Below are 26,591 nucleotides of genomic sequence, written 5' to 3'. Positions count from 1 at the left end.
CCCGGGCCGCCAGGCGCACAACGCAAGGAGCAGTTTGAGCATGGACTCGATGTCACCCGGGGGAAGCGCGGCGGGCAGACCCTCCGTGCCCTTACGACGCCGGACGGCGCGCCAGGCTGCGACCGGGCGCCTGGGCGCCGCACTCGCTGCCGTGCTCATGGCAGGCTTGCTCGGCCTGGTTCCTGCCGCCCATGCGGACAATCTCGACGACCAGGCCGCCGCCCTCAAGCAGCAGGCCAACGACGCCGCCTCGGCCCTGGAGTTTGTCGACGCCGGCCTGGCGAAGTCGGCCGCCGACCTGGTCACTTACCAGGGCCAGCTGCCGGGAGCCCAGGCGGCGCTGGCCGATGCCCAGAACCGTGTGGGGGCGGCCACCGACCTCGTCAGCTCGCTGGCGGCGCGCATTGACCTGGCGCAGACCAGCAAGGACAAGATCACCGCCCAGATTGCCCTGGACTCCAAAAAGCAGGCGGAAGCTAAGAGCAAGATCGGCCAGATCGCCGCGCAGTCCTACAAGGCCGGGGGCATACCCGCCAATCTGGCATTGATCCTCGGGGCGGGGAACTCCGGCGACCTGGCCAATTCAATCGACCTCGCCGAGCAGGCCATGCGCGGCCAGAATGCCGTGTTGGCGCAGTTGACCACGCAGAAGGCCACCAACCAGAACGCGCAGGCCCGGCTGACCGCCGTCGAGGCTGAGATCAAGGACCTGAAGGTCCAGGCGGACGCGGCCCTCGTGGCCGAGCAGGCCGCCCGCGACCAGGCGGCGGCCAAGAAGGCCGCGGTGGACAAGTTGATCAGCGATTCCGCGGCCATCAACGCCAAGCTGGAAAAGCAGAAGCCGCAGATCCAGGCCAAGGTGGCGGCGCTGCAGAAGCAGCAGGACACCGTGGCCGCCCAGATTGCCGAACGGCAGCGCAAGGAACGTGAGGCGGCGGCCGCCGCCGCCAAGGCCGAGGCGGAGCGCATCGCCCGCGAAAAGGCTGCGCAGGCCAAGGCCGCGGGCGACACCAACTACGTGTCCCCGCCCTATGTTGCGCCCGCGCCCGGCAACCCATCGGCCTTCGGGCTGCAGCACCCCTTCGCCACCAACGTTCCCATCACCTCCGGCTTTGGCTGGCGCCAGACCCCGCCCGGAACCATCGACTTTTACGGCAAGGGCGGCTACGTCCACACCGGGATTGACTTCGGAGCCCCCTGCGGCACCCCCGTGTACGCCGCGGCGGCCGGCACCGTGGTCTTTGCCGGTTGGGACGTCTACGGCGGCGGCAACGGCGTGAAGATCTCCCACGGCGTCATCCAGGGGAACGCCCTGCTGACGGCGTACTACCACAACACCTCGGTGCAGGTGTCGACCGGGCAACATGTCGGCCGGGGCCAGCTGATCGCCATCTCCGGCGGCACCGGAAACTCCACCGGCTGCCACGCGCACTTCGAAACGTGGCTCAACGGCGTGGCCGTCGACCCGATGACACTGCTGTAGCCGCGCCCGTGCCGCACCTGTCACCTGCCGCCTGGCCGCCATCCTCCGCCTTGTGCGCCGTGCGCAGCGCCAACTGTTCGCGGCGCCGGAGTTGCTAGACTGAAGTGCGCACCGCACCGGCGGTGCGCGAAGATAAATTTCACCGTCCCACGGTGCAACCACCCGTGAAGGAGTCCGCAGTGCCTAAGGAAAGTGGCCTGAAAGTGGTGGCCACCAATCGCAAGGCCCGGCACGACTACCACATCATGGACACCTATGAGGCCGGGCTGGTCCTGATGGGCACCGAGGTGAAGTCGCTGCGTGAGGGCCGCGCGTCCCTTGTGGACGGTTTTGCCACGTTCTACAATGACGAACTCTGGCTGGAAGCCGTCTACATCCCCGAGTACCTCAACGGCAGCTGGACCAACCACACGGCCCGCCGCCGCCGCAAGCTCCTGCTGCACCGCGAGGAGCTGGAGAAGATCGCGCACAAGACCCGTGAATCCGGGTTCACCATTGTGCCGCTGCAGCTGTATTTCCTGGACAGCCGGGCCAAGGTGGAGATCGCCATTGCCCGCGGCAAGAAGGACTACGACAAACGCCAGTCCCTGCGCGAGAAGCAGGACAACCGTGAGGCGCTGCGCGTCATGCGCGAGAAGAACCGGGGCTAGCCGATGCCACCCTGGGGCGTGTTCCTTGGCACCTGGAGCCTGGACCTGTGGGCCCTGGCCCTGATCGCCGCCGCCGGGGGACTCTACGGCTGGGGGCTGGTGCGGGCGGCGGCGGCCGCCGGCGTGCGGTGGCCCGCGTGGCGTGCCGCGGCGTTCTATGTCCTCGGGCTCGGACTCTACGCCTTCGTCAACCTTGGCTTCCTCGGCACGTACTCGCCGCAGCTGCGGTGGGCCTTCTCCGTGCGCATCGCCATGATGCTGTTCGTTGTCCCGGCCGGCCTTGCACTGGGACTGCCCGTCAGCCTGGCACGACAGACCATGCGTCCGGGGCGCCTGCGGACCTTCCTCGCCGCCGCGGCACGGCGGCCCATGGATCTCTTCGCCAACAGCGCCGTGGCCCCCGTGGTGGGACTCGTTGTCCTCTCCATGATGCTCACGCCGCTGGCCGGCATCTCCCGACTGAGCCCCACGCTCGAAGGCCTGCTCACGCTCGCCATTCCGCTGCTGGGCCTGCTCATGGTGCTGCCGATGGTCGAGGAGAAGACCCGCGTCAGCACGGCCTTGATCATGTTGCAGTTCGTGTTTGCCTTCATCGAGCTGCTGGCCGACGCCGCGCCGGGCCTGGTCATGCGCCTGACGCCCAACATCCTGGACGGCGCCGGGGCCCTCACCGGACCCGTGCCCGGCTGGTTTCCGGACGCCTTGCGGGACCAGCAGCTCGGCGGCGACTTCCTGTGGTTCATCGCCGAAATCATGGACCTGCCCGTCATGATCCTGCTCTTTGTCCGGTTTTCCACGTCGGACAAGGGTGAGCGGAAGATCCTCGACGAGCTCACGGACGAACAAATGGATGACCTGAACGCCGCCCACCTGCACCTGAGGGACTGAAACCGTGGCGTGGAAGGCCCGCCACTGGTGGGGCATCGGCGCGGCCTCTGCCGTCCTGGCCCTGGTGGTTGTCCTGGCCCTCACCTTTTCCTCCCCTCCGCTGAAAACGCCGGCCGCCACCTCCGTCTCCACGGCGCCGACACCGGGCCCGGCTTCGGCCACCCGCACGTCATCCCCTGCCACGCCCAGCCGGCCGCGCGGCACCGCGACGCCCGGCACGACTCCCGCGGCACCGCCGCCCGGCAGCGCAACGCAGGCGCCGCCGTCGAACGCGCCAACGACGGACCTGGCGCGGCAAAAATTGGCGTCCATGACGCTCGGGCAGCGCGTGGGCCAGGCATTCATGGTGTCCTCGCCCGTGACTGGCGCCGATGCACAATCCGTGCACGTGCTGGCGGACCTGCATGTGGGCAATGTGTTCCTCAAGGGCCGCAGCACCGCCGGCGTCGACGCGATCGCGGCCGTGGTCGCCGACGCCGCGGGACATGCGCTCGAAAATGGCGTGCGGCCCTTCGTCGCAACGGACCAGGAAGGCGGCTTCGTGCAGATCATGCGCGGGCCCGGCTTTGACACCATGCCGCAGGCCATCGAACAAGGCCTGCTGGCCCCGGCCACCCTGCAGGCCGACGCAAAGCGCTGGGGACAGCAGCTGGCCACCGCGGGCGTCAACGTTAACCTGGCGCCCGTGCTGGACACCGTGCCCGGGGCCGCCTTTGCGCCGCGGAACGCACCCATCGGCGCCTTCGGCCGCGAATACGGGTACACGCCCGCAGCCGTCTCCAGCCACGGGCTGGCGTTCGCCCGCGGCATGCTGGCCGCCGGGGTGGAGCCGGCGGTCAAGCACTTTCCCGGGCTGGGGCGGGTCACCGGCAACACGGATGTGACGGCCGGGGTGACGGACAGCGTCACGGTCCGCAACGACCCCTACGTCGCCCCGTTCCGTGACGCCGTCAACGCCGGAGTGCCGTGGCTGATGGTCTCCAACGCGTATTACCCGAAAATTGACACCCAGGACCTGGGACCTTTTTCCCACGTCATCATCCAGGGCATGGTGCGCGGCGACCTCGGCTTCAAGGGCATCATCGTCAGCGACGACATCTGCGACGCCCGGCAGGTGGCGGCCGTGCCCGCGGCCCAGCGTGGCGTGGACTTCATCAACGCCGGCGGCACCATGGTCCTGTGCACCAACCAGTCCGTGGCGCCGACCATGTATCAGGGGATGGTGGCCGCCGCGCAAAGCAATCCCGCGTTCGCCCGCAGGATCGACGCAGCGGCGCTGCTGGTGCTCGAGGCCAAGGCGGCCAAGGGACTGATCGCGGGGTAGGGAATACTTGCGCCTGCCCATGCGCTATGATGAATAGTCCACGGCCGGCACGGCGTGGGTTTGAAAACACAATAGGGGATGATCGGTTTCGACGGTGTTTGTCGAGACAGGTGAAGCGGGTCGAGGATACAGGGTTATCTCGTAAACGATCTCTGTAAAACAATAAGTGCTGACTCAAATCGCACTGACTTCGCTCTTGCTGCCTAAGCAGTAAGACAGTCCGTCAGCCCGGGAATGCTCTCGTCCCGGATCCTGGCGTCATTTAGAGGGCCACTGCTCTAAGTTCTTGTTGCAGGAACTTAGGGGACTCTTATGCAACTGGGCCTGGCAGCTACTTGTTTGCGAGATAGCTGGGGCCGAGAAAAACCGACGCAAACTGCACCCGGAGAAGCCCTGATGAAGCAACATCGGACGGGAGTTCAATTCTCCCCATCTCCACATCCCTATGGGGGCCCGTTCCACGCCATCGCGGCGGGGGACGGGCCCTGTTGTTTTCCCGGGGTGCCTCCTGCGGCCTTGAGCAGGCCGCGGCCACTCTCAGGATGCCTTGCATGCCCGACGGCCCTGGCAAAAGCTGCATGGCCGCCTCCCGGCCGGTAGCATCGGTATCACCAGCATCTGTATCACCCCGATGTCGCGGCAGCCCCCACCCCGGGTTAAGGCTCCGTCACGGGCGGGAGGCGGGAGCGGCATGGAAACGTTCTTGGAAACGGACCGGCTTTTGCTGCGGCGGTTCAGGATGTCTGACGCCTGCCTGCTGGTGCAGCTCGACGGCGACCCCCGGGTCATGCGGTACATCACCGGCGGCCCCCCGGAGTTCTCGCGACAGGAGATCGAGGCGGACGTCCTCCCCGCCTACCTGGACTATTACCGCCGCAGTGCCCGGTATGGCTTCTGGGCAGCGATCGAGAAAGGGTCACGGGATTTCCTTGGATGGTTCCACTTCCGTCCCGCTCCCGGGGCAGAAGCTGATCGGCCGGAACTCGGGTACCGGATTCGCCACGCATCGTGGGGCCGCGGCTACGCAACCGAAGGCTCGCGCGCACTGATAGCCAAAGGGTTCGCCGAACTTGGCGTCGAGCGCGTGGAGGCGTCGACCATGGCGATAAATGCCGGTTCGCGGCGGGTCATGGAAAAGTCCGGCATGCGGCGCGTGCGGGCGTTTACCGCCGATTGGCCGGTCCGCATTCCCGGTGACGAGCACGGCGACGTCGAATACGCCATCACCCGGCAGGAGTGGGCGTCGGCACGGGACCTAGGCCTGCCCCCGGTGCAGACTTAATGCGTCCCAGGAGCCCTTCAACGCACTCGACCGCTTCGTCATGCGCCTCCGTGCACGGGGCGTGGTGCGCACGCGCAGCATTCACGGGAGTCCAAACGATGGACTTAAAAAGTTAAGTGGTGGCCGCAACACGTTCCGACCACCACTTACCCCCAAAGGAAATGTGTGGCAACCAGCAACTTTGGTGTTCACACAATCATTAGTATGCCAGACGCTAATGGAAAAGTGTACCTCGCGCCTTCATTGCCTCCGGGCGCCACGCAAATATGACACCCAGACCAGCGCCAGTCCGGCAGCCACCAGCAGGACGGAGCCGAAGGAAAGCAGGCCCATCACGGCCGCCTGATGCCACGGCGTCACCTGCACCACCAGGGTGAGGCAGACGAAGGTGAAGCCCAGGCACATGGACAGCGCCGCCGCGCGGTCCAGCGGGCGGCGCCGTGACAGCGCCGCCCGCCCCGTGGGCACCACCAGACATGCCGCGGCGTACCCGAGGTAAAGCCGGCCGATCCACATGTAGGCCGCCACCGACGGCTGGCCAAAGAACCCGGACAATCCAGGGCTCGACCCCCGCAGGTCTGAGGCGAAGTACGTGGCCAAAATGCCCGCCGAGCACGCGAGCAGCACCGCCAGGCCCACCGGCCCGCGGATAAGGGCCAGTGCCCTGGGGGAGCTGTAGGCGGCCGCCACCTTGGCCGCCAGCAGGAAGAAGGTCGCGAAGAGACTTAGGCGCAGCACCACGTTGGCAAAGTTCACGCCGCCAAGTGCGCCGTCGACCGGATCGTACAGGGCCGGAATGCTCAGCCCCACGGAAACCGTGACCATGGCGAAGGCCCAAAACAGGCTTTTGTTGCGGCCATGGGCCAAGGCTGGAAGCCGCCATAGGGTGCAGGCAAGACACACCACCAAGGCGGTCCATTGCAGGATTGCGGTCATCCGAGGTTCTCCCATATTGTCTGTGCGGCGGCCGAGTCCTGTTCCGTGCGCCGCAGGGTGCGGCCGAGGGCCTCGAGCCGTTCGGCGGTCAGCGCGACCAAGGCGCTGTTGGGCGTCCTGCCCAGGGCGTCTCTGCGTGAGTGGGGGAGCCAGCCGGCCTCATCGGGAGTCAGGAAGCCGGTGGCCACCAGGCCGTTGGCCAGGCCCACCCCGGCCAGCCCGGCGGCCCGGACGGCCAGTTCGGGCGTGAGCCGGTTGGCCGTGATTTGGGCGGACAGGTTTTGCGGGGCAATCCCGGCGTCCCGGGCCAGCCGCTTCCGCAGCTCGGAAGGGCCGGCGGCGTCGAGCCAGGCTCGCACGGACGCCCGGTGCGGGATGGGGGAGAGCGTGGTCGCCGCTGCCGGGGAACCGCTCTCCGCCGCAGCGCTCCTGTTCAGGATCTCCCGCAGCAGGTCCATGTCGGAGATTTGGCTCAGAAGTTCCGCATCCGTGGGCTGTGCAACACCTTCGGCCAGGTTCCGGTACGGGGCGAACATGGAGATGGATTCAACCACGGGCAGCCGCAAGGAGCGGCTGACCGCCGCGACGGTGGCCACGGTGACGCGCCCGCGCACCAGCTGTTGCGCGAGGGTGGAGCGCTTGATGCCGGCGGCACGGCACACGGCGGCGTGGCTGGTGCCTGGGGCCGAGATGTCCAGCCAATGCAAAAAGGCCTTCGCCGGAACAGTCACGGCCGGGGAGCTCCTTAACTCTGACCCTTGATGGAACGGGCTCAAGGGAGCGGGGGGAATCTGGGTTCTGCTAGGCGGAGTCGCTGGTGTCGGTGAAGCCGCGGAAGCGGCTGCCTACGCCGTCGAACTGGCTGCGGCGCCGGCCGGGGGCCGGGGCGGGCAGCTCCCCGTCGCCGTGGAAGTCACAGATCACGTAGCTGAACTCCGGCCACCACTTTTTGGGCCGGGCCAGTTCGTGGAAGTCGCACACGTAGCAGCGCAACTCCACCCAGACGGGCCGCTTCCCGGTGGAGTTCGCCCGGGACTGGGCCAGCCACGCGGGCGGGTTGGCATCAATTTCCGCCACGTCGCTGGCAGGCATGCGCGACGGGATGCCGTTGCGCGCAGCCATCTCCGGGGGGATGTTCAGCGCCTGTGCCACCTGCCTGCGGTTGAGGGAGGGATTTGCGGAATGAGAGTTGTGTGCCATGTTCCTCCAAGGATATGGCGTAGGTGCGGCGGACAGCGAGCCGGGAGCACCGGCGTCGTGCCTTATTCAGGGCGGACGGAAGCCGCGCATGACGTGACAAAACGCACAAATTCCCCGTTTTGGCACGTAAATTCCGTGGGAAATGGCACTTCGGCATGGAAATTGGGCCACCGTACCCTATGCTGTGGGAAAACATTGGGAATTTAACGGCACGTATCCTGCTTTGAGGGGCTAGGATGGGGCGCTGAAATACCCCGCCGAAACCACGAACACCAGGAGTTTGAAAACCGCATGGCAACGGACTACGACGCACCCCGCAACAAGGACGAAGACCACGAGACAGAGTCCCTCCAGGCTCTTCAGGTCCAGCGCGGCGGTGCCCAGACGGCGCACATTGACGTCGAGGACTCGGACACGGCCGAAGGCACGGACCTGCCGGGCGCGGACCTATCCAATGAAGAACTGATCATCCAGGTCATCCCGGCGCAGGAAGACGAGTTCACCTGTGCCTCCTGCTTCCTGGTCCGGCACCGCAGCCAGGTGGCGCGGGAAAAGAACGGGCTGCTGTACTGCAAGGACTGTGAAGGCTGATTTTGCGATGACTTTCTCCGCACGGGACCGTGTTCAGGACTTGCTGGACACCTTTGCCGTGCCCGGAGCCAATGCCGCGGAATTGTTCTGCGACAGGCATCCGGCGGACCGCACCGCCTTCACGGTGGTGGGGTCCGGGCTGGACAGCAGGGACGTGACCTACGGCGAACTGCGTGAGGAATCCACGCGATTCGCCGCCGCTCTAAGCACGCTTGGCGTGCGCCGTGGCGACCACGTGGCCACCCTGATGGGCAAATCGGCGGAACTGGTGGTCGCTCTGCTGGGACTGTGGCGCCTCGGAGCCGTGGACGTGCCGCTGTTCACTGCCTTCGCCCATGACGCCATCGCGTTACGCCTCCAGGCCACGGGCGCCCGGCTGGTCATTTGCGACGCCGACCAGCGCCGCAAGCTGGTCCCGCCGGATGGCGTGCCCAACGATGCCTCGCCCCTCGTGGTCGTGGCCCGTGGCGACGCCTTCGGCTACGACGTGGCGTTCTCCGAGATGGTGGCCGGCGCGGGCGCTTTTGCCGGCCTTTCCCCGGACGACGGCGGACCGGTCGCCGTGGGCGGGGACGGCACGTTGGTGCAGCTGTTTACCTCCGGAACAACGGGCACGCCCAAGGGCGTGCCGATCCCGCTGCGCGCGGTGGCCTCCTTTGTGGGCTACCAGGAATTCGGACTGGACGTGCGCCGGGACGATGTCTTCTGGAACATGGCCGACCCCGGCTGGGCCTACGGACTCTACTTTGCGCTGCTGGCCCCGCTCGCTTCCGGCGTCCGGACACTGTTGCTGTCCGCCGGCTTCAGCCCCGCGCTGACCTGGGCGGTCATGGAAAAATTCCAGGTATCCAACGTCGCCGCCGCCCCCACTGTGTACCGTGCGCTGCGGGCAGCGTCCGGGGCGGAACCTGGGCATGCGTTGCGCCGGGCCTCCAGTGCCGGGGAGCCGCTGACCCCGGATGTCATCGAGTGGGGCCGTGGCGCATTTGGCGTCGAGGTCCGTGACCAGTACGGCCAGACAGAGCATGGCATGGTGGCCGGCAACGCGTGGCATGACGCGCTGCGCCTGCCATTGCGGCCCGGCTCGATGGGCCCGTCCCTGCCGGGATGGAGCGTGGATGTCCTGTCCGATGCGGCTGACACGCCCGCGGCCGACGATGAATTGGGGCGCGTGGCCATCAACGTTGCGCGGAGTCCGTTCTTTTGGTTCACCTCCTATGTGGACGCGCCGGGGAAGACCGCCGAAAGGTTCACCGCCGACGGCGCCTGGTACCTCACGGGCGATGCCGGCCGCCGGGACGGCGACGGCTGCCTCTACTTCAGCTCCCGTGACGACGACGTCATCATCATGGCCGGCTACCGCATTGGGCCGTTCGACGTGGAGTCGGTCCTGGCCGCGCACCCGGCAGTTGCGGAAGCCGCCGTCGTGGGCGTGCCCGATGCGATCCGCGGCGAAGTGCTTGAGGCCTGTGTGGTCTTGAACAAGGGCGGTGGCCCCACCGAGGCCCTCACCACCGAACTGCAGCAGCTGGTGAAGGAAAAGTTCGCGGCGCATTCTTACCCCCGCCGCGTGCACTACCTGGCCGAACTGCCCAAGACCCCCAGCGGGAAGGTGCAGCGGTTCGTCCTGCGCCGCGACCTGGCCGCTGCGCCAACGAACGACTGAGCGGACAAGGAACCATGGGACGTCGCACGGCGGAAGCCGCCACCACCCGCTACTCGGACCTCCACGCCGCCGCTGCAGGGATCCTGCTGCCGGCGCTCGGGTTTGTCCTGGAAATCGCCATGGTGGCTTCCTTTCTCTACTGGGGCTTCCGCCAGCCCAGCCCCTGGAACCTGGTGCTCGGCATCGGCGTCCCGGCCGTGGTGGTGGTGCTGTGGGGCATCTTCATGGCACCGAAGGGCTCCCGCCGGCTCCCGTTGAACGTGGTGTCCGGGGTGTCCCTGGTGCTGTTCATGGTGGCCGGCGCGGCGCTTCTCGCCGCCGGCGCCACGGCCCTGGGCTGGGTGATGCTGGCCGTCAGTCTCCTGTGGTTCGCGGCGTCGCGGTGGTCGAGCCTGGCGCGGTAGCGCCGGGACCTTCGCGGTCAGCCGTCGGCGCCGGGCGGGTTCATGAGGGAGCCGCCGGCGGGTTCCTGGACGGTGCAGCCGGGGTGGGTGCCGACGGTGGCGAGCCACAGCGAAACCGCGGCCTCGTCGCCCAGGTCGAGCCGGCCGGCGTCGTCCGCGGCTGACGGGGCACCCGGGGAGGGGAGCAGCGTCACCTCCAGGGTGCCGCCGAAGGGGCGCCGGCCGACAATTTGAAGTTCGGTGTCGACGCCGATCCCGTGCTGTTCCAGGTAGCGGAGGAGTTCGGGGTCGTGGTCGCTGATGCGGCTGACGCGCCCGCGGTGCCCCGGGTCGAGCTCGTCGAGGCGGTGCGACGGCGGCATGGTGATGCGCCCGCCGGCGTCCGGGATCGGATCGCCGTGGGGGTCGCGGTTGGGGTGCCCCAGCTTCGCGGACATGCGCTCGATGAAGGTCTCCGAGACTGCGTGTTCAAGCAGCTCGGCTTCTTCGTGGACCTCGTCCCAGGTGTAGCCGAGCTCGCGGACCAGGTACGTCTCCAGGAGGCGGTGGCGGCGCACCATGCCGAGGGCGAGCCTGAGGCCGGCGGCGGTGAGCCGGATGGGGCTGTAGGGTTCGTGCTCCACCAGGTCCTGGTCTTTGAGCTTGCGGACCATCTCCGACACCGAGGAATTGGCCACGCCCAGCCTGGTGGCGAGCTGAGTCGAGGTGATGGGCTTGTCCTGCCACTCCGTGAAGGAGTAAATGACCTTGACATAGTCCTCGATGCTGGAGGATGTGGCGGTGGCTTTCACCTGCCCAGCCTACCGGCTACGCCGCCCCGGTGGCGGTCAGCCACAGCAGGAGAGCGTTCAGCGCCACGATCAGGACGGCGCTGGCCAGGGCGGCGAGCCGCAAGGGCAGCCGGTCCCGGTGTTCGCCCATGAGGTCCTTGTCGGCGGTCAGGCGCAGCAGCGGAATCAGGGCAAACGGTATGCCGAAGCTCAACACCACCTGGCTGACGATCAGCGCCCATGTGGGGTCCACGCCCACGGTCAGCAGGACGATGGCCGGAATCAGGCTGACCACCCGCCGTGCCAGCAACGGGATGCGGACGTGGAGGAGACCGTGCATGATGGCGGCGCCGGCGTATGCACCCACCGACGTGGAGGCCAGTCCCGACGCCAGCAGGCCGACGGCGAACACCACGCCGGTCACCGGGCCCAGGCTTGCGGCGATGGCCGCATGGGCGCCCTCGATGGTGTCGGTGCCGGACACCCCGCCCAGCGTGGAGGCGGCGAGGAGCAGCATGCCGATGTTCACGGCACCCGCCAGGAGCAGGGCGGCAACCACGTCCCATCGGGTGGCGCGGACAATGCGGCGCAGGGATTCCCGGGTGCGGCGGGCGCCGGTGTGCCGGTCCTTGGCCAGCTGGGAGTGCAGGTAGATGGCGTGCGGCATCACGGTGGCCCCGAGCATGCCGGCGGCCAGCAGGAGGCTGTGGCTGCCCTCGAATCTCGGTACCAGACCGGAGAGGACACCGGCCGGATCCGGCGGGCTGAGCACCAGCCCGGCGAGGAATCCGACGGTGATGACCAGCAGCAGGAGGATGATGATGGCCTCAAAGTGGCGCTGCCCGTGGCGGTTTTGCACGGCCAGCAGGGCCATGGACGCGACGCCCACGATGAGCCCGCCCACGGGAAGCGGCACATGGAAGAGCAGGTTCAGGGCGATGGCGCCGCCCACCACTTCCGCCAGGTCGGTGGCCATCGCCACGAGCTCCGCCTGCGCCCAGTACAGCCGCCGTCCGGACGTCCCGAACCGCCGTCCGAGCAGCTCCGGCAGCGATTTGCCGGTCACCACGCCGAGTTTGGCTGACTGGTACTGCACCAGCATGGCCATGAGGTTCGCGGCGACCAGCACCCAGACCAGCAGGTAGCCGTACGTCGCGCCGGACGTCAGGTTGGCAGCGACGTTGCCCGGGTCCACGTAGGCGATGGCCGCCACGAAGGCCGGGCCCAGAAGAAGGAGCCGCCCGCCGCGGCTGCGCTTCGGTGAACGTGTCCTGGTCGCGGGGGATTCGAGCAATGAGCTTTCCTTCGATCATCCTAAAGGTAAAATTTAGGTATACCGAAATAGTAGCCGGTGGGAATGGTGCTGTCGAGGTTTGCGCGACACAGGGCTTACGTGTGGACGCGCCATGTCTGGCAGTAGTAGGGGAGCGCGACGTCCTCGCCGGGGACGTGCCCCAGATGCTCAAACAAATACCAGCGCAGGTTGCCCAGCACCTTGGCGCGTGTGGGCCCGTCGGCCTGGAGGTAGTAGCTTCGCGACTTGACCAGCTCCAGCAGTTCCTCGGCAGTGACCACCTGCTCCCACCGGGTCTCATGGAGGCCGAGGTCATGGAGTTCGGCGCCCACGTGGGGGCGGAAATCGGGCTTGTGGACGTCGCCGGCGTGCATGATGCGCGACAGCCGGTGCACCCAGGGGATGCTGACGTCCAGCTGGTTCCACACCAGCCCGAGCACGCCTCCGGGCCGCAGGACGCGCGCCAGCTCCGTGCTCGCCGCGACCGGATCGCACCAGTGCCAGGCCTGGGCGGCCACCGCCAGATCCACGGAACCAGCCGCCAAACCCGTGCTTTCCGCAGTTCCCGGCAGCGTCTTGACCGCCGGGAGGTTCCGCTTCAGCTGTTCGAGCATGTCGGCCGAAGGGTCGACGGCGGTCACCCGCCATCCCCGCACGGCCAGCAGTTGCGTGTACTTCCCCGTCCCGGCTCCGACATCCAGGACGTCCCGGACGTCGAGGCCGGAGGAAAGCCAGTCCAGCGACTCCTCCGGGTAGCCGGGGCGCACCTTGTCGTAATGGGCCCCGCCCTCCTGAAAAGCGTCGGCCATCGCCACCCGCCGTGCGTCGTCAAAGACCGGTCCGCCCGCGCCTGACATCATGCTCCGTTCTGGTGGTGGATTCGCCGCTCCACTCTACCCCCGCCGCCCGCCATGGCGTCAGTCGGTGGAGCAGGGGGCCGCGCCGGCCGTGCCCGGGGTGTTGGGCGCCCATTCGGGGTAACCGCGGGAGTCGTTGGCGGGCACCCAGCGGCCCGCGTCCACCACGTAGTCCCAGCCGAGGCCCTCGTTGACCAGGGCTGCCACGCCGCTGACCAGGCGGTCGGCGTCCTCACGCCGCGAGCCCACGCCGAAGCTGGCACGCAGCGAGCCCGAGGCCAGACCCAGCCGGCGCAGCAGCGGATGCGCGCAGAACCTGCCGTCCCGCACGCCCACGCCGTGTTCGGCGGAGAGATAGGCGGCGGCCAGTCCGGCGTCGTACCCTTGCACGGAAAAGTTCACCACGCCGATGGTGCCGCAGCGGGGGTGGCTCGCGGAATCGGAAAACAGCTGGTGGACGGTGACGCCGGGCAGCGCTTCCAGCCCGGCCACCAGGCGGGCGCGCAGCTCCTGCTCATGCGCGTGCCACTCGTCGGGGTCCAGGGCGGCCAGGACCTGCGTGGCCTTGGCCAGCGTCGCCGCGCCAAGGACGTTGGGCGAGCCGGCCTCGTGGCGGGCCGGGCCCTTTGTCCAGCGCACGGATTCCAGCCGCACGTCCTTCACGGCGCCCCCGCCGGCCAGGTGCGGGCGGCCGTCGTCGAGCCAGTCCGGGCGCCCCACCAACACGCCGGCACCAAACGGAGCGTAAAGCTTGTGGCCGGAGAAGGCCACGTAGTCGATGCCGTCGCGGGCAATGTGGAGGCGCCGGTGCGGGGCCAGCTGGGCGGCGTCGACCACAATCCGGGCGCCGTGCCTGTGGGCCAGCGACGCCAGCTCGGCAATGGGCAGCACCTCGCCCGTGACATTGGAGGCGCCGGTGACGGCCAGCAGCACCACGTTGCCTGCGCGCAGCTGGGTCTCCACCCGGTGCAGGGTCGACGCGACGCTGTGCCCGGCCACCACCGACCGGTGGGGCAGCGCCTGCCACGGCAGCAGGTTGGCATGGTGTTCGATGTCCAGGTAGAGGACCTCCCCGTGTCCGTGGGACGTGCCGGCGGTGCGGCCGCGCTCCGCCAGCAGCGACTCCACGCAGCCGGCCAGCAGGTTCAGGGAGTCGGTGGTGTTGCGGGTAAAAACGACGGCGTCGTCCGTCCGGGCGCCCACAAAGTCCGCCACGGCGTGCCGGGCGTTTTCGTACAGGGAGGTACTGACCTGCGAGGCGAAGCCCGCCCCGCGGTGAACGCTGGCGTAGTACGGGAGCACCTCGGACAGGTGTGCGGCCACTTCCTCCACGGCCGGGGCGGACGCCGCATAGTCAAGGTTCACGTAGCGTGTGCTGCCGCCCTGGATCAGCGGGGCAGCGAGGTCGCGGCCCACCACGGGCAGCAGGGGCGTGTCGGAAAGGCGTGCTTTTTCGAGGATTGCAGAACTCATGGGAGGCTCCCTTGGGAAGGACCTGACGCTCCGGCGAAGCCGCAGGGAACGTCAAAAGTCCGCGCTTGCCAAGACCGCTCCGGCCCGGCCAGGTCGTCACCCGGGGCACCCCGCCGCGAAAGGAGGGTTGCCGGCCAGCAAACCGGGGTTTAGCGCTGGCACTCGTGACCTATGCCCAAAAGGCTAGCCCACCGCGGCGTCGTGCGCATTTGTTACGACACATGCCGCCTCCCTGAGGCCCGGCCCCAAGCGCGAGGGTGAGAATTAAGCGCGACGGCGGTGCCGCCGTCGCACTTAACGCGCCCGTGCTTCAACCCCGGCGGGGACCTGTCCCGCTTAGGAGAGGAGGTCGTCCCAGCCGGGATTCAGGCGGCGCAGGACCTCGGCGTGCAGGATGGAGTTGGTGGCCAGGGCGTTGCCGCCGAACGGGCCGTCCACGCCGTCCAGGGAGGTGAAGCGGCCGCCGGCTTCCGTGACGATCGGCACCAGGGCGGCCATGTCGTACAGGTTCAGCTCCGGTTCGCAGGCGATGTCCACTGAGCCCTCCGCGACGAGGCAGTACGACCAGAAGTCGCCGTAGGCGCGCGTACGCCAGACCTCGTCCGTCAGGGCCAGGAACTCGTCCCGGTTGCCGCGGTCCGCCCAGCCCGTCAGCGAGGAATAGGACAGTGAGGCGTCGGCAAGTTCCGAGACGTTGGAGACGCGGATGCGGGTGGCGGAGGCCAGCGACTTGCCTGTATAGGCGCCGGTGCCCTCGGCCGCCCACCAGCGCTTGCCCAGTGCCGGCGCGCTGACCACGCCCACCACGGGCCGGCCCTCGTCCACCAGCGCGATCAGCGTGGCCCAGACAGGCACGCCGCGGACAAAGTTCTTCGTCCCGTCAATGGGATCGATGATCCACCGGCGTGAGCCATGGCCGCTGCTGCCGAACTCCTCGCCCAGCACGGCATCGCGGGGGCGCACCCGGGACAACTGACTGCGGATCGATTCCTCTGCCGTCTTGTCCGCGTCCGTGACCGGCGTCAGGTCCGGCTTCGTCTCAATCTGCAGGTCAAGGGCCTTGAAGCGCGACATCGTCAGGGAGTCGACGGTGTCGGCCAAAACGTGTGCCAGGCGGAGGTCGTCGTTGTACGTCTGGGGTTGGACAGTCATGTCCCTCACCGTATCGGTAAATTGGCCGGATATGCGGGACCATGGGGTCCTCGTGCTGGCGGCGGTCGGCTGTGGGCCGGGAACGGGATTGATGGTGCGGGATTGATGGTGCAGGTAATGCGGGCTGTGGGCCGGGAACGGGATTGATAGTGCAGGTAATGCGGGCTGTGGGCCGGGAACGGGATTGATGGTGCAGGTAATGCGGGTTGCGGGACGCCCAGGTCGCAGGAGCTGCACCGCCGATTGGGCACAGCAGCCTGGGCCCGCAGAAGCTGCACCGCCGATTCCGATCCGATCGCCCGGGGATGCTGTCAGTCGTTGTTGCCGAGCTCCTTGGCCTCGGCGCGGCCTTCGGTGCGGCTGCTGGTGCCCAGCAGGCGCCGCAGGGACGCCAGCCGGGCCGGGCCCGCGCCGCCGGCATGGCCACCGGCAACCCACGGGTCCAAGCCGCAATTGACGGCCGAGGAGTCGTGTTTGCAACCGCGTTCGCAGTCGTCGGTGCCGGGTTGCAGGTCGGGGAACGCGTGCAGGATCCGGTTCGGGTCCACGTGGGCCAGGCCGAAGGAACGGATGCCGGGGGTGTCGATGATCCACGAGCCCGCCTCCCCGTCCTGCAGCCGCAACGCGAGGGCCGAGGACGAGGTGTGGCGGCCCCGCCCCGTGACCGCGTTGACGCCGCCGGTGGCCCGCTGGGAACCCGTGAGTGCGTTGACCATGGTGGACTTGCCGACGCCGGAGTGCCCCACCAGCACGCTGACCTTGCCGTCCAGGTGGTGGTGGAGTTGTTCGACGGCGCCGCCGGCCAGGAGGGCGGAGTCGCCGTCGTCGCTGCGTGCGTCGACGGCTGAGGCGGCGTCGGCCGCGCCCGGGGCGGCGGTGCGGCTGATGATTACTGTCATGTCCAGGTGCCGGTAGTTGGCCAGCAGCTCGGCGGGGTCCTTGATGTCCGCCTTGGTGATCAGGAGGATCGGCGCAATGCCGGAATCGTAGGCGGCCACCAGGGCGCGGTCGATGAAGCCGGTGCGCGGTTCCGGGTTGGCTGCCGCGACCACGATCACGAGCTGGTCGGCGTTGGCCACCACCACGCGTTCAACGGGGTCCGTGTCGTCGGCACTGCGCCGCAGCAGGGTGCGGCGTTCCTCTACCCGGACCAGGCGTGCCAAGGTGTCCGGCTTTCCGGAGGCGTCGCCCACCAGCGCCACGAAGTCGCCGGCCACGACGGGGGAGCGGCGCAGCTCCCGGGCGCGCGCGGCGACCACCACGCGTTCTGTGGGCAGGTCCTCGTCCACGATGGCGGTGTAGCGGCCGCGGTCCACCGTGGTGATGCGGCCAATGACGGCGTCTACGTGGGCGGGGCGGTCCTTGGTGCGTGGCCGGCTGCCTTTTTTGTTGGCGCGGACGCGGACATCGGTTTCGTCCCAGTTGCTGTAGTCCTTAGCCACGCCCGGGGATCCCCGCCGCCGCCGTCTGGGCGGCCATGTCCGCCCACATTTGCGGAAATGCCGGCATGGTCTTGGCCGTGGTGGCAATGTTTTCAACCTCGACGCCGGGCACGGCCAGTCCGATGATGGCGCCTGCCGTGGCCATGCGGTGGTCCTCGTAGCTGTGGAACAGCCCGCCGTGCAGCGGGGCGGGGTTGATGGCAAGCCCGTCCTCCGTTTCGACGGCGTCCCCGCCCAGTGCGTTGATCTCGGCCACCAGCGCGGCGAGGCGGTCGGTTTCGTGGCCGCGCAGGTGTGCGATCCCGCGGAGGCGGGACGGGCCGGTTGCCAGGGCACAAAGGGCCGCGACGGACGGTGCCAGCTCACTGGTGTCCGCGAGGTCCGCGCCGAGGATCTCGGGCCCGCCGGTCACCGTGAGCAGGCCGCCCTCCAACGTCACCGTGGCGCCGAGCTGTGGCAGGATCTGGCGCCACTTGTCGCCCACCTGGGTCGTGTCCAGCGGCCAGTCCGGGATGCGGACGGTGCCGCGCGTGGCCAGGGCCGCCGCCAGGAAGGGCCCGGCGTTTGAGAGGTCCTGTTCCAGCTGCACATCAAACGCCGCAATGGGACCCGGTTGCACCTTCCAGTGGTTGGGGACGGAATTGTCCACCGTGACGCCCAGGGAGCGCAGCACCTCAACCGTCATGGAAATGTGGTCGACGCTGGGCACCGAGCTCCCGCTGTGTTCCAGATGGAGCCCGCCCTCGAAGCGTGCTGCGACCAGCAGGATCGCGGAGATGAACTGTGAGGAACCGCCGGCGTCGACGGCCACATGGCCGCCGGAGACAGTTCCGGTGCCGTGGACCGTAAACGGCATGAAGCCGTCCCCGCCTCCCTCCACGCTGACGCCCAGGCCCCGGAGCGCAGCCAGCACCGGGGCCATCGGCCGCACGCGGGCGGCGGGATCGCCGTCGAACGTCACGGCCCCCCGGAGCAGCGCGGCCAGGGGCGGCACAAAGCGCATGACGGTCCCCGCCAGGCCGCAGTCGACCGCGGCGTCGGCGGCGTGGCCGGCGGGAATGGGAGTAACCACCAGATCCGGCACGGAACCGGCCCCGGGCACCTCGTCGATCCCGGCACCGAGGGCGCGCAGCGCATCAACCATGAGGTCCGAGTCGCGGGACTGCAGCGGCGCCCGCAGCCGGGACGGGCCCTCAGCGAGTGCGCCCAGGACCAGATATCTATTGGTCAGCGACTTGGAGGCCGGGATGGTGACTGTGGCGTCCAGGGGTGCTGCGGAAAACGGCGCGGGCCAAGGTTCGGTCATGGGGGGCTATTGTCCCGTCACGTCGTGGGCGAGCGCGCGGACGTTCTTGTCTGCCGCCTTCAGCTGCCTGCTGGTGGTCTTCCGGCCGGATTCAAACATTTTTTCGGCACGCCAGGCCAGGCCCGGCCGGCCGGCCGTATCCACGCTGGCCAGCAGGGCGCCGCCCAGGAGCCCGATGTTCTTGGCCAGCTGGCTGCGGCGGTGCGCCTTGGCCTCCTTGGTGTCGGAGCTGGCGCTGCGGTACTCCACAAAGGTGGTCAGTCCTGCGGTGAGGGTCAGCAGCAGTGCCGCAGCGCGGGAAAACTTGCCGGTGGCCAGCAGGACGCCGGCGCCCACCTGGGCCCCGGCGACGGCACGGGCGAGTGTTTTCTCGTTGGTGTCGACGGGCAGGGCGGCCGAGACGCGGCCCAGCACGGGGCCGAGCTGCTGGGCGGTCCTGTCCGCGTTCCGCAGGCTGTCAAGCCCGGACAGGATGAACGACGAGGCGAGCATGGGGCGGGCGAGTACGCGAACGATGGTCAAGGTGGCCTCCTGTTGTGTGCCGTATGCCCCGTCCCACGCTGCTGCCGCCGGACCGGGCGCTTTTGCTTCATCAAGTCTCGCACCTCGGCGCCAAGTTTGCGGAATATACTGCGCGGGGTCCGGGTTTGCATTGGTATGGCAGGGCGGTCCGTCCTAACAGATTTGGCGAAAGGCGGCAATGCAGACACTGACAGTAGACTCGTCTGTGATGAACATTTCCGAGCCTGAGCAAGCCCACAACACCGCTGCATGGCCCAGCACCGCCGGCACGGCGGAAAAGATTGCCGCGCCGGCGGGTAACATTGCGGCGCCGGCGGAAAACACCGACAAAGCCGGGGTGGATGTTGCCACCGAAACTGTGGAAGCCCGCCGCGCACGGTTTGAGCGGGACGCCATGCAGTATGTGGACCAGCTGTACTCGGCGGCCATGCGCATGGCCCGCAACCCCAGCGACGCCGAGGACCTGGTCCAGGAGGCGTACACGAAGGCTTTTTCCGCGTTCCACCAATACAAGCCCGGAACCAACCTCAAGGCCTGGCTGTACCGGATCCTGACCAACACGTACATCAACCTCTACCGCAAGCGCCAGCGTGAGCCGCTGCAGTCCAACGCGGACCAGATCGAGGACTGGCAGTTGGCGCGGGCGGAGTCGCACACCTCCCGCGGGCTGCGCTCCGCCGAGGCCGATGCGCTGGACCACCTGCCGGATTCGGACGTGAAAAGTGCGTTGCAGGCCATCCCGGAGGAGTTCCGTCTGGCGGTTTACTTTGCCGATGTCGAAGGCTTTGCGTACAAGGAAATATCAGAAATCATGAACACCCCCATCGGCACCGTGATGTCACGCCTGCACCGGGGGAGGAAGCTGTTGCGGGACATGCTTTCGGACTATGCAGTGGATCGCGGCTATCTCAAGGGAGCCGGGAATGAACTTAAGGAAACGGAGAAATAGCCATGGGCGACTGCCAGAGCCTGGGTGACTGCGACGACAAACGTATTGCCCGGATTTACGAATACCTCGACGGCGCGCTGTCGCGTGAGGACCTTGTGGAGATCAAGGACCACCTGGACGGGTGCACCGACTGCGCCCATGAGTACGACCTCGAGTGCGTGATCCGCTCCGTGGTGAAGCGCTCCTGCAAGGAGGCCGCTCCCGAGACCCTCAAGGCCGCCATCCTGGCCCGGCTCCACGAAGGCCATCCCGCCGAAGTCTAGGCCAGCGGACCTCTAGCCTTCCGGTCGCCGCATGCTGATGGTGCTGTACTGGCTTGCCGGACGGCCGGTCACCCGGCGATGAAGCGAACCCGCGATGAGGTGGGCCTGGACTTTTGCCATTTCCGCCTTTTCGCCGCTGAAGAGCTCGTCCACAGTGTTCGTCCACAGCTGCAGCCAACGGTTGAAGTGCTCCAGTCCGAGCGGCGCCTTGGCGTTGATGTTGAAGTGGATGGCCAGCGCGTTGCGGCTGTAGAGGCCGGCCTTGAAAAGCACCGTCTGCCAGAAGTCGGCCATGATGGGCATGTGCCGCGCCAGGTCCATGTGGACCACCTCGGTGAAGATGGGGCCGATCAGTTCATCGGCGAAGGCCCGGGTGTAAAAGGTCTCGACCAGGTGCAGGATGTCTTCGCGCCCCGTAATGTCAGCCCGCGCCACGCTTGGCGGTGCCGCGGGCGTGTAGGAGTTTAAGTTCGACGCCGTCCTTCCGGAGTTCACGTGTTGGCGCGCAGTCCGCGTGGTGTCCACGACGGCCTAGCCCGCCACGCCGAGGACAATGAGGATGCCGGCAACAGGCAGGGCAAGCACCTTCAGTCCTTCCGACGTTATGTAGGCGATGTGGGTGGAGGTGGCGACCTTCGCCTTGACGGCCGTTCCGCCGTCGTGCGTGAGGGCCGTCAGGGACAGCGCCCGGGTGCGCCTGGCCATGGCGGGGCGCAGGATGAGCATCTGCAGGGCCAGGGCCGCGATGGCCAGCACCAACAGCGTGCCTGTGGCGGCGCTGATGGCAGCCGGGGCCAGGAGCCAGGCCAGGATGACCAACCCGGCCAGGACGGCCTCGACCGAGTTGAGCGCCTTGAAGACGAGCCGGCCAATTCCGACGCCGAGGGCGTGGGTCATGCCGGGGGCCCGGAACTTCAGGGGTGTTTCAAGGAAGGAAATCGCGAGCACCATGCCGAACCAGGTGAACGGGAGCATGGTGAGCAGTACGACGGCGGGCATGGAACGGCTTTCTTGTCTTGATGTTCGGAGTGCGGATGGCTCTAGCGTATCAATAGACCCGGTTGTTTCCGTATTTAATGACCATAACGGCCGGCGTCCTGGTCTGCGTCGTGCTGAAAACCAGCCGTGCGCGCAACGGTTTCATGCGCATCGGCCAGGCCGCCCGTTGCGCACAACAGCGCATCCCGGGCGGGCAACGCAAGGGCCCGCCCCGCCAAGAAGGCGGGACGGGCCCTTGTTTGGGTCTGTCAAGACTTAGGTGTTGGGGCGCTTACCGTGGTTTGCGCCGCCATTCTTACGGTCCCGACGCTTGCGTGAACGCTTTGACATAGCTGCCTCCAATCTTTCACAATGATCCGAATGAGATCTGCCCTCTAGTCTCCCATAGGGGGCGGCGACGAACCTAACCGAACGGCCCGGGCGGCCGCGAAAGTATAAAAGTAGCCCGCAATAGTTGTCGAAAAATCGCGCTTTCGAGGCGTTTTTCGACATCTATTGCGGGCCAGTTGCGGCGGGGGGCGGAGGGTCAGGATGACTCGGGGAGGTCCAGCCATTGGTACCAGCCGCGGTGCAGCACCAGCCAGGCCATCAGCCCGTAGCCTGCCTGGCCCGGCGAACCGGCGTTCGCGGCGACGTCGTTGCGCCACTGCTCATGGTTCTGCAGGGGCGAGAACGTGTCCACGTAATGGTGCTTGCGGCGCGTGGTGACGTCGGCAAAGGCCGTGTTCAGCTCTGCCAGCTTGCGGTTCAGCGCCGGGTCCAGCGACGGGGGAGGACCCACCACGAACACCGGAATGTTCAGCTGCGTGGCGCCGTCGAGGATGTTGGCCAGGTTCAGCCGGCTGCGCGCCGTCGTCAGGCCAAACTCGATGTCCCGCCCGGACAGGCCGACGACCAGCCGGTTCTCGTGGAAGTCGTCAAAGCGCCGTCCGGCCTCCTGCAGCCAGCGACCGGCCAGGGCCTCCGTGCCCTCGTGCGGGGTGGCAAGCACAAACGGCTCCACCGAAACATTCTCCCGGGGTGTCCGGGCGAGGACGCGGCCCAGCCAACCCAGCGCCCGCGGATCGCCGACCCCTGCCACCAGCTCGTCGCCGATGGCCACAATTCGCAGCTCCCGCTTGTCCACGGTGCCCCTTTCGTTTTTCACATCAAATGAAGGATGCCCGGCCTGTCGGGCAGACCGGGCATCTTTCAACGCCTAGTTGCGTTCGAAGGCTTGCTTGAGCAGCAGTGTCTGCTCCACGGCGTGCATCTTCGCCGAACCGGTGGACGTTGCCGCCGAGGCCCGGCGGGAAACCAGGGCCAGCTTCTTCTCGAGCACGGGCGCCAGATTCAGCGCCATGAACGGCCAGGGACCCTGGTTGGCCGGCTCATCCTGTGCCCACACGACGTCCGCGTTCGGGTACTTGGCCAGTTCAGCCTTGATCTCCGTCTCGGGAAGCGGGTACAGCTGCTCCACGCGGACGATGGCCGTCTTCGTGTCGCCGGCCTTGTCACGGGCGGCAAGGAGGTCGTAGTACAGGCGGCCGGACACCAGCAGGACCCGGTCGACGGCGTTCGCGTCCAGTGTGGCGTGGTCGCCGATGACCGGGCGGAAGCCGCCGGCGGTGAAGTCCTTCACGGAGGACGCGGCGGCCTTCAGGCGCAGCAGCTGCTTGGGCGTAAAGATGACCAGCGGCTTGCGGGGGCGGCTGTAGGCCTGGCGGCGCAACAGGTGGAAATGCGACGCCGGCGTGGTCGGGTTGGCAACCACCATGTTCTGCTCGGCACACATCTGCAGGTAGCGCTCGATCCGGGCCGAGGAGTGGTCCGGGCCCTGCCCCTCGTAGCCGTGCGGCAGCATCAGCACCAGGGAGGAGCGCTGGCCCCATTTCTGCTCGGCGGAGGAGATGAACTCGTCCATGATGGTCTGGGCGCCGTTGGCAAAATCGCCGAACTGGGCTTCCCAGATGACCAGGGCGTCCGGGCGCTCCACCGAGTAACCGTATTCAAAGCCCATGGCCGCGTATTCACTCAGCAGGGAGTCATAGATCCACAGCTTGGCCTGGTCCTCGCTGAGGCCGGCAATCGGGGTCCAGACCTGGCCGTTGGAGCGGTCGTGGAACACGGCGTGGCGCTGCACAAAGGTGCCGCGCCGGGTGTCCTGGCCGGCCATGCGGATAGGCACGCCTTCAACGAGCAGCGAGCCAAACGCAGCGAGTTCGCCAAAGCCCCAGTCAATGCCGCCTTCGCGGGACATTGCCTCGCGCTTCTGCAGGAGCGACTTCAGCTTCTGGTGGACGGTGAAGCCCTCCGGAACCGCGGTGTGGATGGCACCGATGCGCGCCAGCATGTCCGCGCTGATCGCCGTGTTCTTGGGGTCGTTGACGCCGGCGTCGGCCTGCTGCGCCGTGGGGCGCTCCAGGTCGGACACCGCGTGGGAGTCCTTGGTGATGATCGGGATGGGCGAGGTCTGGGCCGCATGGGTCTCGGCAAAGACGCGCTCCAGGCGTTCCTGGTAGTCGCGGAGCAGCTGGGAGGCTTCGTCCTCGGTGATGTCGCCGCGGCCGATCAGGGCCTCGGTGTAGAGGCGGCGCACGGAACGCTTGGCCTCGATCAGGTTGTACATGAGCGGCTGCGTCATTGAGGGGTCGTCGCCCTCATTGTGGCCGCGGCGGCGGTAGCAGACCATGTCGATGACAACGTCCTTGCGGAAGCGCTGCTGGAACTGGTAGGCCAGCTCGGCCACGCGGACCACCGCTTCGGGGTCGTCGCCGTTGACGTGGAAGATGGGGGCCTGGATCATCTTGGCCACATCGGTGGAGTACACCGAGGAGCGCGAGGACGACGGCGCCGTGGTGAAGCCCACCTGGTTGTTCACCACCACGTGGATGGTGCCGCCGGTGCGGTAGCCGCGAAGCTGGGAGAGGTTCAGTGTTTCAGCCACCACGCCCTGGCCGGCAAACGCCGCGTCGCCGTGGACCATGATCGGCAGGACGGGGAAGTTCTCGCCCTGGTCCAGACGGTCCTGCTTGGCCCGGACAATGCCCTCAAGCACGGAGTCCACGGCCTCCAGGTGCGACGGGTTGGCCGCGAGGTAGACCTTGGTTTCGTTGCCGGCGTCGGAGGTGAACGTGCCCTCGGTGCCGAGGTGGTACTTCACGTCGCCGGACCCCTGCACGCTGCGGGAGTCCAGGGTGCCCTCAAACTCGCGGAACACCTGGGCATACGTCTTGCCGGCGATGTTGGTCAGCACGTTCAGCCGGCCGCGGTGGGCCATGCCGATGGCGACCTCGTCCAGGCCGTCGTCCGCCGCGTCGGAAATGATGGAGTCCAGCAGCGGAATCAGGGATTCGCCGCCCTCCAGGGAGAAGCGCTTCTGGCCGACGAACTTGGTCTGCAGGAACGTCTCAAACGCCTCGGCCGAGTTCAGCTTGGAGACGATGCGCAGTTGCTCTTCGCGGCTCGGCTTGGAGTAGGGGTGCTCCAGTTCGTCCTGGAACCACTTGCGCTGCTCGGGTTCCTGGATGTGCATGTATTCGATGCCCGTGGTGCGGCAGTAGGCATCGCGCAGCACTCCGAGGATGTCGCGCAGCAGCAGCTTGGGCTTGCCGCCGAAGCCGCCGGTGGGCCACTCGCGGTCCAGGTCCCACAGGGTCAGTCCATACGTGAGCACGTCCAGGTCGGGGTGCTTGCGCTGGCGGAATTCGAGCGGGTCGGTGTCCGCCATGAGGTGGCCGCGCACACGGTAGGAGTGGATCAGCTGCTGGATCCGGGCAACCTTGTTGATCTCGTCGGCCGGATCGACCTGCAGGTCAAGGCTCCAGCGGATGGGTTCGTAGGGGATGCGCAGGTCTTCAAAGATGTCGTCGTAGAAGTTCTCGGCACCGAGCAGCAGCTGGTGGATCTTCTTGAGGAACTCGCCGGAGCCGGCGCCCTGGATGACGCGGTGGTCGTAGGTGGACGTCAGGGTCAGGATCTTGGAGACGGCGTTCTGGGCGATGATCTTGGCGCTGGCGCCTTGGAACTCGGCCGGGTAGTCCAGGGAGCCGACGCCGATGATGGCGGCCTGGCCCTTGGAGAGGCGGGGCACGGAGTGCACGGTGCCGATGCCGCCGGGGTTGGTCAGCGAGACGGTGGTGCCGGCGTGGTCGTCGGCGGTGAGCTTGCCGGCGCGGGCGCGCTTGATCAGGTCCTCATAGGTGTGCCAGAACTCGGCAAAGCTGAGGGTCTCGGCCTTCTTGATGTTGGGCACCATGAGCAGGCGGGTGCCGTCCGGCTTGGGCATGTCGATGGCGATGCCGAAGTTCACGTGCGGGGGCTGGACGGCCACGGGCTTGCCGTCCACCACGTCGTAGTAGACGTTCATGGACGGGAACTGGCTCAGCGCCCGGATGACGGCGTAGCCGATCAGGTGGGTGAAGGAAACCTTGCCGCCGCGGGCACGGGCCAGGTTGGAGTTGATGACCGTGCGGTTGTCAATGAGCAGCTTGGCGGGGATGGCGCGCACGCTGGTGGCGGTGGGCACCTCCAGGCTGGTGATCATGTTCGTGGCGATGGCCTTGGCCGGTCCGCGCAGCACGGTGTTGACGGCCTCGTCCGGGACCGAGGTGTCCCGGGCCGTCTTGGGCAGCTGGGCCGGGATGGGCGTGACGCCGGTGCGCGCGGCATCCTTGGCCGGGGCCGGCGGACGCGGTGCGGACGGTGCCTTGGCCGGCGCGGCGGGAGGTGCCGCGGCCGCAGCGGCGGCATCCGGCGTCGTGCCCTGCGACGGTGCGGACGGTGCCTTGGCCGGCGCGGCGGGAGCCTGGACAGACGCTGCGGGCGCAGACGGCGGCTGAGCCGCGGGCACCACGGGGATCTGCGCCGTTATCGGGGTTGAATTCGCGGCCGTGTGGCGTCCGTTCGTGGCGGATTCCTCGGCGTCGAACGACTTAAAGAGCGGCCACCACTTCGTGTCCACAGAGTTCTTGTCCGCCTGGTACCGCTCGTAAAGCTCATCGACGAGCCACTCGTTTCCGCCAAATTCCTCGGGTAGACGGTGGATGGATTGCTCTGGCACGTGTATTACGCCTCTTCCATGAGTTTTGGTTGCCCGCTGTGCATAGGCCGCACGGAGCGGATGCGCCCGCCGGAGCGGGTTCACGCGGTGCACAAACCG

General features: G+C 67.7%; 26 protein-coding genes, 1 other RNA gene and 1 riboswitch. Of the genes, 11 read left to right on the top strand and 16 right to left on the bottom strand.

Features of this window, described 5'->3' with window-relative positions:
- The first annotated feature begins 40 nt into the window (after positions 1 to 40).
- The 6 genes from DMB86_RS16220 to DMB86_RS16195 all read left to right on the top strand — a co-directional run bounded on the left by DMB86_RS16220 (position 41) and on the right by DMB86_RS16195 (position 5,627).
- Positions 41 to 1,483 (top strand): M23 family metallopeptidase, encoded by a 1,443-nt coding sequence (locus DMB86_RS16220; protein ID WP_227878437.1) that lies wholly within the window; start codon positions 41 to 43, stop codon positions 1,481 to 1,483.
- A 179-nt stretch (positions 1,484 to 1,662) separates the two neighbouring features.
- Positions 1,663 to 2,133, top strand: coding sequence for an SsrA-binding protein SmpB (gene smpB / locus DMB86_RS16215; protein ID WP_113718699.1), 471 nt, complete (start codon positions 1,663 to 1,665; stop codon positions 2,131 to 2,133).
- 3 nt (positions 2,134 to 2,136) lie between these two features.
- Positions 2,137 to 3,021 carry a cytochrome c oxidase assembly protein gene (locus DMB86_RS16210; RefSeq protein WP_113718698.1) on the top strand — a complete coding sequence of 295 codons (885 nt, stop codon included), beginning with the start codon at positions 2,137 to 2,139 and terminating at the stop codon, positions 3,019 to 3,021.
- Between the two features lie 4 nt (positions 3,022 to 3,025).
- Positions 3,026 to 4,345: a glycoside hydrolase family 3 N-terminal domain-containing protein gene (locus DMB86_RS16205; RefSeq protein ID WP_227878436.1), complete on the top strand. Its 1,320-nt coding sequence runs from the start codon at positions 3,026 to 3,028 to the stop codon at positions 4,343 to 4,345.
- A 74-nt stretch (positions 4,346 to 4,419) separates the two neighbouring features.
- Positions 4,420 to 4,786, top strand: a transfer-messenger RNA (tmRNA) gene (gene ssrA, locus DMB86_RS16200).
- Positions 4,787 to 5,036: 250 nt separating this feature from the next.
- Entirely contained in the window at positions 5,037 to 5,627 is a 591-nt protein-coding gene (locus DMB86_RS16195) for a GNAT family N-acetyltransferase (protein WP_113718697.1), read from the top strand.
- 240 nt (positions 5,628 to 5,867) lie between these two features.
- On the opposite strand, the gene DMB86_RS16190 is transcribed toward DMB86_RS16195, so the two are convergent.
- The 3 genes from DMB86_RS16190 to DMB86_RS16180 all read right to left on the bottom strand — a co-directional run bounded on the left by DMB86_RS16190 (position 5,868) and on the right by DMB86_RS16180 (position 7,763).
- On the bottom strand, positions 5,868 to 6,563 hold the full coding sequence (locus DMB86_RS16190; RefSeq protein WP_113718696.1) for a hypothetical protein: 696 nt from the start codon (positions 6,561 to 6,563) through the stop codon (positions 5,868 to 5,870).
- Entirely contained in the window at positions 6,560 to 7,294 is a 735-nt protein-coding gene (locus DMB86_RS16185) for a hypothetical protein (protein ID WP_113718695.1), read from the bottom strand. Before DMB86_RS16185 ends, DMB86_RS16190 begins: the two co-directional genes overlap by 4 nt.
- 70 nt (positions 7,295 to 7,364) lie before the next feature.
- Positions 7,365 to 7,763: a hypothetical protein gene (locus tag DMB86_RS16180; RefSeq protein WP_113718694.1), complete on the bottom strand. Its 399-nt coding sequence runs from the start codon at positions 7,761 to 7,763 to the stop codon at positions 7,365 to 7,367.
- A gap of 291 nt (positions 7,764 to 8,054) precedes the next feature.
- On the opposite strand from DMB86_RS16180, the gene DMB86_RS16175 reads away from it, so the two are divergent.
- From DMB86_RS16175 to DMB86_RS16165, 3 genes are read left to right on the top strand one after another with little or no spacing between them, the layout of a single operon-like run.
- Positions 8,055 to 8,354 (top strand): DUF4193 domain-containing protein, encoded by a 300-nt coding sequence (locus tag DMB86_RS16175; RefSeq protein ID WP_110503179.1) that lies wholly within the window; start codon positions 8,055 to 8,057, stop codon positions 8,352 to 8,354.
- A 7-nt stretch (positions 8,355 to 8,361) separates the two neighbouring features.
- Positions 8,362 to 10,020: an AMP-binding protein gene (locus tag DMB86_RS16170; protein ID WP_113719635.1), complete on the top strand. Its 1,659-nt coding sequence runs from the start codon at positions 8,362 to 8,364 to the stop codon at positions 10,018 to 10,020.
- A gap of 14 nt (positions 10,021 to 10,034) precedes the next feature.
- Positions 10,035 to 10,424 (top strand): YrdB family protein, encoded by a 390-nt coding sequence (locus DMB86_RS16165; protein WP_113718693.1) that lies wholly within the window; start codon positions 10,035 to 10,037, stop codon positions 10,422 to 10,424.
- 17 nt (positions 10,425 to 10,441) lie between these two features.
- Here the strand turns inward: DMB86_RS16165 and DMB86_RS16160 are convergent, their stop codons facing one another.
- From DMB86_RS16160 to DMB86_RS16125, 8 genes are all read right to left on the bottom strand, one after another.
- The gene (locus DMB86_RS16160) at positions 10,442 to 11,215 is read right to left on the bottom strand and encodes a metal-dependent transcriptional regulator (protein WP_113718692.1); all 774 of its coding nucleotides are present in this window, start codon (positions 11,213 to 11,215) and stop codon (positions 10,442 to 10,444) included.
- Positions 11,216 to 11,231: 16 nt separating this feature from the next.
- The gene (locus DMB86_RS16155) at positions 11,232 to 12,488 is read right to left on the bottom strand and encodes an Nramp family divalent metal transporter (protein WP_113718691.1); all 1,257 of its coding nucleotides are present in this window, start codon (positions 12,486 to 12,488) and stop codon (positions 11,232 to 11,234) included.
- 95 nt (positions 12,489 to 12,583) lie between these two features.
- A complete protein-coding gene (locus DMB86_RS16150; RefSeq protein WP_227878435.1) occupies positions 12,584 to 13,348 on the bottom strand; it encodes a class I SAM-dependent methyltransferase in 765 nt (254 codons plus the stop codon).
- A 57-nt stretch (positions 13,349 to 13,405) separates the two neighbouring features.
- Positions 13,406 to 14,818, bottom strand: a complete 1,413-nt coding sequence (locus DMB86_RS16145; protein ID WP_113718689.1) for an aminotransferase class V-fold PLP-dependent enzyme — start codon at positions 14,816 to 14,818, stop codon at positions 13,406 to 13,408.
- 56 nt (positions 14,819 to 14,874) lie between these two features.
- Positions 14,875 to 14,988: riboswitch (SAM riboswitch) on the bottom strand.
- A gap of 166 nt (positions 14,989 to 15,154) precedes the next feature.
- Complete coding sequence (gene hisN / locus DMB86_RS16140) at positions 15,155 to 15,970, bottom strand: histidinol-phosphatase (protein WP_113718688.1); 816 nt, start codon at positions 15,968 to 15,970, stop codon at positions 15,155 to 15,157.
- Between the two features lie 311 nt (positions 15,971 to 16,281).
- Positions 16,282 to 17,412, bottom strand: coding sequence for a ribosome small subunit-dependent GTPase A (gene rsgA / locus DMB86_RS16135; RefSeq protein WP_113718687.1), 1,131 nt, complete (start codon positions 17,410 to 17,412; stop codon positions 16,282 to 16,284).
- A complete protein-coding gene (gene aroA, locus DMB86_RS16130; protein WP_113718686.1) occupies positions 17,405 to 18,718 on the bottom strand; it encodes a 3-phosphoshikimate 1-carboxyvinyltransferase in 1,314 nt (437 codons plus the stop codon). Before aroA ends, rsgA begins: the two co-directional genes overlap by 8 nt.
- Before the next feature lie 6 nt (positions 18,719 to 18,724).
- Entirely contained in the window at positions 18,725 to 19,240 is a 516-nt protein-coding gene (locus DMB86_RS16125; protein WP_113718685.1) for a DoxX family protein, read from the bottom strand.
- A gap of 178 nt (positions 19,241 to 19,418) precedes the next feature.
- On the opposite strand from DMB86_RS16125, the gene DMB86_RS16120 reads away from it, so the two are divergent.
- Positions 19,419 to 20,189, top strand: a complete 771-nt coding sequence (locus DMB86_RS16120; RefSeq protein ID WP_227878434.1) for a sigma-70 family RNA polymerase sigma factor — start codon at positions 19,419 to 19,421, stop codon at positions 20,187 to 20,189.
- 2 nt (positions 20,190 to 20,191) lie between these two features.
- Positions 20,192 to 20,452: a mycothiol system anti-sigma-R factor gene (gene rsrA / locus DMB86_RS16115; RefSeq protein WP_113718684.1), complete on the top strand. Its 261-nt coding sequence runs from the start codon at positions 20,192 to 20,194 to the stop codon at positions 20,450 to 20,452.
- 12 nt (positions 20,453 to 20,464) lie between these two features.
- Here the strand turns inward: rsrA and DMB86_RS16110 are convergent, their stop codons facing one another.
- The 5 genes from DMB86_RS16110 to DMB86_RS16095 all read right to left on the bottom strand — a co-directional run bounded on the left by DMB86_RS16110 (position 20,465) and on the right by DMB86_RS16095 (position 26,492).
- Positions 20,465 to 20,977: a group III truncated hemoglobin gene (locus DMB86_RS16110; RefSeq protein ID WP_227878433.1), complete on the bottom strand. Its 513-nt coding sequence runs from the start codon at positions 20,975 to 20,977 to the stop codon at positions 20,465 to 20,467.
- A 6-nt stretch (positions 20,978 to 20,983) separates the two neighbouring features.
- Positions 20,984 to 21,451, bottom strand: a complete 468-nt coding sequence (locus tag DMB86_RS16105) for a hypothetical protein (protein WP_113718682.1) — start codon at positions 21,449 to 21,451, stop codon at positions 20,984 to 20,986.
- A 255-nt stretch (positions 21,452 to 21,706) separates the two neighbouring features.
- Positions 21,707 to 21,781 carry a 50S ribosomal protein bL37 gene (locus DMB86_RS21665; protein ID WP_371130803.1) on the bottom strand — a complete coding sequence of 25 codons (75 nt, stop codon included), beginning with the start codon at positions 21,779 to 21,781 and terminating at the stop codon, positions 21,707 to 21,709.
- Between the two features lie 196 nt (positions 21,782 to 21,977).
- Entirely contained in the window at positions 21,978 to 22,577 is a 600-nt protein-coding gene (locus DMB86_RS16100) for a GDSL-type esterase/lipase family protein (protein ID WP_113719634.1), read from the bottom strand.
- Positions 22,578 to 22,649: 72 nt separating this feature from the next.
- On the bottom strand, positions 22,650 to 26,492 hold the full coding sequence (locus DMB86_RS16095; RefSeq protein WP_113718681.1) for a multifunctional oxoglutarate decarboxylase/oxoglutarate dehydrogenase thiamine pyrophosphate-binding subunit/dihydrolipoyllysine-residue succinyltransferase subunit: 3,843 nt from the start codon (positions 26,490 to 26,492) through the stop codon (positions 22,650 to 22,652).
- Positions 26,493 to 26,591 lie beyond the last annotated feature (99 nt).

The organism is Arthrobacter dokdonellae, assembly GCF_003268655.1.
Lineage (GTDB): Bacteria > Actinomycetota > Actinomycetes > Actinomycetales > Micrococcaceae > Specibacter > Specibacter dokdonellae.
The sequence above is the reverse complement of the archived record's forward strand: the minus strand, read 5'-3'. Positions and strand labels throughout refer to the sequence as shown.